The following is a 7,332-nucleotide window of genomic DNA, read 5'->3' on the forward strand; positions in this document are numbered from 1 at the left end:
CGCGGAGCAGCGCTCCTCCGCCAGCGGGCAGCGCGGCGCGAAGGGGCAGCCCGCCGGCAGTTCGGCCATCGGCGCCGGGGTGCCGGGGATCGGCACGAGCGGACCGCCGCGCCCGTCCAGCCGGGGCAGCGCGCCGATCAGGCCGAGCGAGTAGGGGTGGCGCGGGGCCGCGAACAGCTCGTCCACCCCGGCCGTCTCGACCACCCGCCCGGCGTACATCACCGCGACCCGGTCGGCCGTTCCGGCGATCACCCCGAGGTCGTGGCTGACCAGGACGAGGGCCGCGCCGGTCTCCCGCTGGGCGGTGCGCAGCACGTCCAGCACCTGGGCCTGGATGGTGACGTCGAGCGCGGTGGTGGGCTCGTCGGCGAGCAGGATGTCGGGCTCGTTGGCGACCGCCATGGCGATCATCGCGCGCTGGCGCATGCCGCCGGAGAACTCGTGCGGGAAGCTGTCCAGGGCCCGGTCGGGCGCCGGGATGCCGACCAGGTCGAGGAGTTCGGCGGCCCGGCGCCGCGCGGCGGCCTTGTCCACCCGCTGGTGGATGCGGACCGCCTCGGCGATCTGGTCGCCGATCCGGTAGACCGGGGTGAAGGCGGAGAGCGGGTCCTGGAAGACCATGGCGATCCGGCGGCCGCGGATCGCGGCGAGTTCCCGGCCCGGCAGCCCGACCAGTTCCCGTCCCTCCAGCCGTACCGAGCCGCTGACGCTCGCGGTGCCGGGCAGCAGCCCGAGCACGGACAGTGCGGTGACGGACTTCCCGGAGCCGGATTCGCCGACGATGCCGAGGGTCTCGCCGCGCCGCAGGGTGAGGTCCACCCCGCGGACGGCCGGGACCGGGCCGTCGGGCCCGGCGAAGTCCACCCGCAGGTCCCGGACGGCGAGCAGCGGGGTTTCGACGGTGGTGGTCACGGGCGCTTCCTACGGGAACGGCGGGGCGCGGCCCCGGAGGTGGGGTCGAGGGCGTCGCGCAGCCCGTCCCCGATCAGGTTGACGGCGAGGACGAAGACCACCAGCAGCCCGGCGGCGAAGTAGAACAGCCAGGGGAACACCGGGGCCTCGCTGGTCCCGGCGGCGAGCAGGGTGCCGAGCGAGACGTCCGGCGCCTTGACCCCGAAGCCGAAGTAGGACAGCGCGGTCTCGCTCATCACGGCGCCGCCGACTGCGATGGTGGCGTCGATGATGAGGAAGGAGGCGACGTTCGGCAGGATGTGCCGGCTGATGATCCGCAGCGGCCGGACCCCCATGAACCGTGCGGCGCGGACGAATTCGCGTTCGCGCAGGGAGATCGTCATCGAGCGGACCACCCGGGCGGTGATCATCCAGTTGAACAGCGCGAGCAGCAGCACGAAGGCGATCCAGCCGGCGCTCTTCAGTCGGGACGAGACGATGGTGATGATCAGGAAGCTGGGGAAGACCAGCAGTAGGTCCACCAGGAACATCAGCGACCGGTCGGCCCAGCCGCCGAAGTAGCCGGCGCAGGCGCCGACCAGCGAGGCCAGCACGGTGGAGAACAGCGCCACCAGCAGGCCGATGACCAGCGACTTCTGCAGCCCGCGGACGGTCTGCGCGAACACGTCCTGGCCGACCCCGTTGGTGCCGAACCAGTGCTCGGTGGAGGGGGGTTGGTGCAGCGCGGAGAAGTCGGGGGCGGCGTAGTCCCAGGGCGTGAGGTGCGGGCCGCCGAAGGCGAGCGCGAACAGCAGCAGGACGATGACGGCCCCGGTGACGGCGCCGCGGGCGGCGAGCAGCCGGGTGAGGACGAGCCGTCCCCGGCCGGTGGTCCGGGGGGCGGTGGCTGCGGCGGAGGGCTCGGCGACGGTGGTGGTCATCTCGGGTCTCCTCCGGTCAGGACCGCACGCGCGGGTCGAGGGCGGCGTGCAGGGTGTCGGCGAGGAAGCCGGAGGCGAGGACGACGACGGCGGTGAACAGGTTGACGGCCACCACGGAGTTGACGTCCTGTTCGTTGATCGACTGGATCAGCCACTCGCCCATGCCGTGCCAGCCGAAGATTGTCTCGGTGAAGATCGCGCCGGTGAAGATACCCAGGAAGCTGTAGGCGAACATGGTCGACATCGGGATCACGGCGGTGCGCAGCCCGTGCCGGAGCAGCGCCTGCCGGCGGGTGAGCCCCTTGGCCTCGGCGGTGCGCAGGTAGTCGGAGCCGAGTACGTCGAGCATGGTGCCGCGCTGGTAGCGGCTGTAGGTGGCGAGGCCGCCGAGCGCCAGCGAGATGGTGGGCAGCAGCAGGTGCAGCGCCCAGTCGGCGAAATGGGTGCCGAGGCCGCCGGTGAGCCCGGGGGTCTCGTATCCGGTGAACGGGACGACGTCGTGGCCGGCCGCGTCCTTGGCGGCGATGGCGCCGTTCTTGAGGAACAGCGCGACCAGGAAGACCGGGGTGGAGAGCAGCACGAAGGACAGCACGGTGAGCAGCCGGTCGGAGATCCGGTACTGGCGCACGGCGCTCCAGGCCCCGGCGGCGACGCCGAGGACGATGCCGAGCAGGCTGCCGATCAGCAGCAGTCGCAGCGAGACCCAGACCCGGCGGCCGAAGTCGTCGGTGACCGGGGTGTCGTGGATGGTCCGGCCGAGGTCGCCGTGGAGCAGCCCGCCGGCCCAGTGGCCGAAGCGTTCGACGACCGGGGTGCGGTCGTTCAAGTTGAGTGCGGTGAGCTGGCGTTCGACCGATTCGGCGGCCGGGCGGGGGACCTTGGCATCGAAGTAGGTGCGTGGTTGCAGGGCGGTCGCGGATATCGCGTACGCCAGGAACACGGCGGCGATCAGCAACACCGCGTAGTAGCTCAGTCGCTTCGCCAGGTAACGGAGCATCAACGGCCGCCCGGGGTGGCGGGGGCGGGGCCGACGCGTCTGGTGGGCATCGGGTGGCGGCTTTCGGTTCTGGGCCCGGTCGGGGCGGGTGGGGGTGGGGAGATCAAGGGAGTCGGGGAAGGCGCAGGTCAGAGTGTTGCAGCGGCGCACGGCCGGCGTGTTGCAACTGCGTTGCCGCGTGTGACTTTTGAATCAGGTGTTCCCTCCTCCCCCTGGTGGCGGCCCGGATCCGCTGTTACGTTCTGCTCGCCCGGCGCCGAATTGGCTGCCCACGTTCAAGCCCCGCTACACCTCGCGCGGCACGACTCCCGCACCGAAGACCTCACCAGGGGGACCCTCATGGACGCTTCCACCACGGCCCGTCGCCTCGGCCGGGCGACCGCCCTCGCCGTCGCCGTCGCGCTGGCGGCCACCGCGTGCACCTCGGGCGGGGGAGGCTCGGCCGACAACGCGGCCAAGAGCGAGCCGCCGAGACAGGGCGCCAACGACCTCAACCCCAAGCCGCTGGACCAGGTCAAGGACGGCGGGGAGGTGCGCTTCCCGCTGTACCAGTGGATCACCCAGTGGAACCCGTTGCAGGTGGACGGTTACTACGGCTCCGCGGTCACGATCATGCGCAACCTGGAGCCCTCGCTCTTCAGCACGGACGCCGCCGGCACCTTCCTGCCCAACCCCGACTACCTGGTAGAGGCCAAGGTCACCTCGACCTCGCCGCAGGTGGTCACCTACAGGCTCAACCCCAAGGCCAAGTGGTCGGACGGCAAGCCGCTGAGCTATCTGGACTTCAAGGCCGACTGGCAGACCGCCGGCGGCAAGGACCCGGCGTACAACGTCTCCGACCCGTCCGGCTACGAGCAGATCTCCGCGGTCGAGCAGGGCGCCGACCCGACCGAGGTGAAGGTCACCTTCGCCGAGCCGTACGCCGACTGGCAGAACCTGTTCCGCCCGCTGATCCCGGCGGCCGGCATCTCCACCCCGGACGACTTCAACAAGGGCTGGGTGGAGAAGATCCCGATCACCGCGGGCGCGTTCAAGGTCGGCACGGCGGACAAGACCGCGCAGACCCTGACCCTCGTCCCGGACCCGGCCTGGTGGGGCACCAGGGCCAAGGCCGACAAGCTCACCTTCCGGGTGATGTCCCAGTCGGCGACGACCCAGGCCTACCTCAACAACGAGATCGACTACGCCGCGGCCGGCACCGCCACCGCCTACGGGCAGCTCAAGAACGCCAAGGACACCGCGATCCGCAGCGCCAGCCCCTGGGACGAGGTGCACATCTCCTTCGGCGGCACCGGCGCGCTGGCGGACCAGCGGGTCCGGCAGGCGCTCGGCAAGGCGCTGGACCGCTCCGCGCTGATCAAGATCGCCAACAACGGGGTGCCGGTGGAGTTCAAGCCGCTCGGCAACCACATCTTCATGCCCAACCAGACCGGCTACCAGGACACCTCCGGCGACTGGGCCAAGTTCGACCTGGCCGCCGCCAAGAAGCTGCTGGACGAGGCGGGTTGGAAGGAGGCGGGCAGCGGTCAGCCGCGCACCAAGGACGGCGGCGCGCTGGAGCTGCACTGGGTGCTCAACGACTCCACCCCGCAGGCGCAGATCGACCTGGCCACCGCGGCGGCGGCGATGTGGCAGGCGGCCGGCGTCAAGGTCAGCCTGGACAAGGTGCCCGCCAACGACTTCTTCACCAAGTACGTGAACCCGGGCAAGTTCGAGATCGCGAGCTGGCGCAACACCGACTCCTTCCCGCTGTCCAAGAGCCTGACCAACTTCCGGCTGCCGGTGGGCGACAACAGCTTCAGCAACCCCTCGCGCCTGGGCAGCCAGGAGATCGACGACTTGCTGAAGAAGGCGGCCGGGACGGTCGACCCGGCGGAGGCCGCGAAGCTCTACAACCAGGCGGACGCGAAGATCTGGGAGCTCGGCCACACCGTCGAGCTCTACCAGCGGCCGGAGGTCGTGGCGACCCGCAAGGGCCTGGCCAACTACGGGGCCTTCGGCCTCGCCGGGGAGGACTACAGCAAGCTCGGCTGGGAGAAGTAGCCGCGGCGGAGACGAGACGGGCCGCACGGCAGGCGCTGGCGAGCAGCGCGGTGATCACGAGGCCGGTGGCGCGCGCGGGAGGACCGGCTCTGCCGCCCCCGCTGTCCCGCCACCAGCCTTGACCTTCCGCGTTGCCCGCAGGCCGCCCGTGTCGTGGGGCCCGGCAGGGCCCGCGCTCTTCCAACCGGGGAAGAATCTAGCGGCGCTGCGGCGGGCCGCGACGCAGCGCGCGGGGCGCGCCCGGAATCCCGCCGGGCTGTCACCCGGTTCGCGCACCGGAGCGTCAACTGCGGCTGACGGTAAGGAAAAAAGGGACATTCGGGGCCACCGTGCCCGGGGTGTGCGGGCCTACCGGAGCGCGTCGGTGCGTCACGCACGTCGCGCCGGCGCCCGGTGCGCATCCCGCGCCGGTGCGTGGTCCGCGTGCCGGGCCGGTGCGTGCGCCGGGCCCGGGCCACTGTCAGGATGCGCGGGACGATCCACCTCCCGACCTTGGAGCAGCTCCGATGGCCACTGACCCCGCCGCCACGGCGCCCCGCAGACGCCCCGTCGACCCGCCGCCGGTGCGCCGGATGGCCCCGCGCGACCGGAACGAGCCGCACCGGGTCGCGACCCCGCTGGAGCTCTTCTTCGACCTCTGCTTCGTGGTCGCGGTCGGCCAGGCCGGGCGGGAACTGGCCCACTCCCTGGCGGCCGGGCACTACGGGGAAGGCCTGCGCGGCTACGCACTGGCCTTCTTCGCGATCTGGTGGGCCTGGATGAACTTCACCTGGTTCGCCTCCGCGTACGACGTCGACGACGTGCCGTACCGGCTCACCACGCTGGTGCAGATCGCCGGGGTGCTGATCCTCGCCGCGGGGGTGCCGCGGCTGTTCGCCACCCAGGACCTGGCACTGGCGATCGCCGGCTACGTGGTGATGCGGCTGGCGATGGTCACCCAGTGGCTGCGCGCGGCCGCCGGCGAGCAGGGCGTGGCGCGCCGGGTCGCGCTGGGCTACGCGGCGGGGATCACGCTCTGCCAGGTCGGCTGGGTGGCGATGCTGTTCCTGCCGCAGGGCGCCCGGCCGTACGCCATCCCGATCGGGGTGCTGTGCGAGCTGGCCGTGCCGGTGGCCGCCGAGCTGCGAATGCGGACCTCCTGGCACCCGCACCACATCGCCGAACGGTACGGGCTGTTCACCCTGATCGTGCTCGGCGAGACGGTGGCGGCGGCGACCGTCGCGATGCAGTCGGCGGTGGACGAGCACGAGGAGCTGGGCCGGCTGGTGCCGGTGGCGGTCGGCGGGCTGCTGATCTGCTTCGCGGCCTGGTGGATCTACTTCGCCCGGCCGGTCCACGAGCACCTGCGGTCCAACCGGCAGGCGCTGGTCTGGGGCTACGGGCACTACCTGGTGTTCGGCTCGGCGGCCGCGATCGGCGCCGGGCTGGAGGTGGCGGTGGGGTCGGCGGTGCACCAGGCGCACATCTCCGAGACCGCCGCCACCGCGACGGTCACCGTGCCCACCGCGCTCTACCTGGTCACGGTCTGGCTCCTGCACTCCCGGCACACCAAGCGGGGCGTGGTGGCCCAGGCGGTGGCGCCGGCCGGGGCCGCGCTGGTGCTGGCCTGTACCGCGCTCGGCGGCTCCGGGGTGCTCGCGGCGGGCCTGGTCTGCGCGCTGATGGTGGCGGTGGGCGTGCTGATCCACGGCCGGGAGAGCAGGCGGGCGGCCGGCGGACGGGTGAACGCCCGCTAGCCGGCCCGCCCCAGCAGCACCGGCTCGTGCCGGGCCAGCCAGGCCAGGTAGGCCGGGTTGACCTTGGCCAGATCCAGGTAGGCGGCGCGCAGTTCGCCGTACAGCGCGTCCAGCGCGGGCGGGCTGAGCACGCGTGGACGCCAGGTGAACAGCAGCCGGACGGCCAGCGGGTCCCCGTGCACCGGGCGGACCACCGTGCCGGGCCCGGGCAGCGAGGTCGGCTGGCAGGGGCGGACGGCCTCGCCGGAGGCGACCAGTTCGGCGGCGGTGGCGTTGTCCCGCACCTGCACCACCCGGGGGTTGAGCCCGGCCTCGCTGAACACCCGGCGCATCGCCGCGTACTCGTGGTCGGCGGTCGGGTCGACCATCCAGGTGTCCTCGGCGAGGTCGGCCAGGTGGACGACCGGTCGGGCGGCGGCCGGGTGCCCGGCGGCGAGCGCGACGAACTGCGGCTCCCGGGCCATCAGCACCCGCTGCTCGGCGTCCGGCGGCACCCGCAGCGGGAAGCCCTCGCTCTCGTACACGAAGGCCACGTCCAGCTGGTCGGCGGCGACCATCCGCAGCAGTGCGCTGGCCGAGACGTCCACGTGGATGGTGGTGTCGGTGTCCGGCAGCCGCTCGTGGACCCGGCGCAGCCAGGCCGCGACCGCCCGGCTGCCGACGCTGCCGATCCGCAGCCGCCGCTGCCGGCCGGGCCCGGCGGCGTCCCTGGCCTCCTGGCGGG

At 72.5% G+C, this 7,332-nt stretch carries 6 protein-coding genes; 2 read left to right on the forward strand and 4 right to left on the reverse strand.

Annotation, left to right across the window (positions count from 1 at the left end; all coding sequences use genetic code 11):
* From KS423_RS32960 to KS423_RS32970, 3 genes are all read right to left on the reverse strand, one after another.
* On the reverse strand, positions 1-912 hold a 912-nt coding region (locus KS423_RS32960), incomplete at its 3' end, for an ABC transporter ATP-binding protein (RefSeq protein WP_224283426.1).
* Positions 909-1,832 (reverse strand): ABC transporter permease, encoded by a 924-nt coding sequence (locus KS423_RS32965; RefSeq protein ID WP_224283427.1) that lies wholly within the window; start codon positions 1,830-1,832, stop codon positions 909-911. The genes KS423_RS32960 and KS423_RS32965, both read right to left, overlap by 4 nt.
* Positions 1,833-1,848: 16 nt before the next feature.
* Positions 1,849-2,829, reverse strand: a complete 981-nt coding sequence (locus KS423_RS32970; RefSeq protein ID WP_224283428.1) for an ABC transporter permease — start codon at positions 2,827-2,829, stop codon at positions 1,849-1,851.
* A 339-nt stretch (positions 2,830-3,168) separates the two neighbouring features.
* Between KS423_RS32970 and KS423_RS32975 the strand changes: the two genes are divergently transcribed.
* Both KS423_RS32975 and KS423_RS32980 read left to right on the forward strand, forming a co-directional pair.
* Complete coding sequence (locus tag KS423_RS32975) at positions 3,169-4,872, forward strand: ABC transporter family substrate-binding protein (RefSeq protein WP_224283429.1); 1,704 nt, start codon at positions 3,169-3,171, stop codon at positions 4,870-4,872.
* A 506-nt stretch (positions 4,873-5,378) separates the two neighbouring features.
* Complete coding sequence (locus KS423_RS32980) at positions 5,379-6,608, forward strand: low temperature requirement protein A (protein WP_224283430.1); 1,230 nt, start codon at positions 5,379-5,381, stop codon at positions 6,606-6,608.
* On the opposite strand, the gene KS423_RS32985 is transcribed toward KS423_RS32980, so the two are convergent.
* The coding region (locus tag KS423_RS32985) for a LysR substrate-binding domain-containing protein (RefSeq protein ID WP_224283431.1) at positions 6,605-7,332 on the reverse strand (728 nt) is incomplete at its 5' end. The genes KS423_RS32980 and KS423_RS32985 overlap by 4 nt on opposite strands.

This window comes from Streptomyces sp. LS1784 (assembly GCF_020103755.1).
Lineage (GTDB): Bacteria > Actinomycetota > Actinomycetes > Streptomycetales > Streptomycetaceae > Kitasatospora.